At 35.7% G+C, this 529-nt stretch carries 1 protein-coding gene; it reads right to left on the bottom strand.

Features of this window, described 5'->3' with window-relative positions; translation table 11 throughout:
• On the bottom strand, positions 1-529 hold a 529-nt coding region (locus ABD944_RS42285; RefSeq protein WP_425550334.1), incomplete at both ends, for a photosystem I psaA/psaB family protein.

Raw genomic sequence — 529 nt, 5'->3', positions numbered from 1 at the left:
TCTACCAGGTCCATCACATGGAAACCTGAAGCCAAGATTGGCCTTGTCAGGAATTAGTCTAGAGTTTCTTGAGAAAAGGAACCCTTTAACTAAAATTAAAACAGTTACATGAATAGTAAATGCATGTATATGGTGAACTAAAAAATCTGCAGTACCTAAAGAAATAGGCATCATTGCAACTTTGTTACCAACAGAAACAATATCTCCTCCAAATGCATAACTAGCTGTTGCTAATGCATTTGGAGCTGTATTTCCAGGAGCTAAAGTGTGTATACTTTGTACCCATTGAGCAAAAATAGGTTGTAACTGTATAGCTGTATCAGAGAACATATCTTGAGATCTTCCAAGTGCCCGCATAGTATCATTGTGAATGTATAAACCAAATGAATGGAATCCAAGAAATATACATACCCAATTTAGATGAGAAACAATAGCATCTCGATGCCTAATGACTCTATCTAAAAGATTGTTATAATTTTCTGCAGGATTATAATCCCTTACCATAAATATAGAAGCATGCGCTCCTGCT

The sequence above is a fragment of the Actinomadura verrucosospora genome, from assembly GCF_039540335.1.
In the GTDB taxonomy this organism is placed as follows: Bacteria; Actinomycetota; Actinomycetes; order Streptosporangiales; family Streptosporangiaceae; genus Spirillospora; species Spirillospora verrucosospora.
The sequence above is the reverse complement of the archived record's forward strand: the minus strand, read 5'-3'. Positions and strand labels throughout refer to the sequence as shown.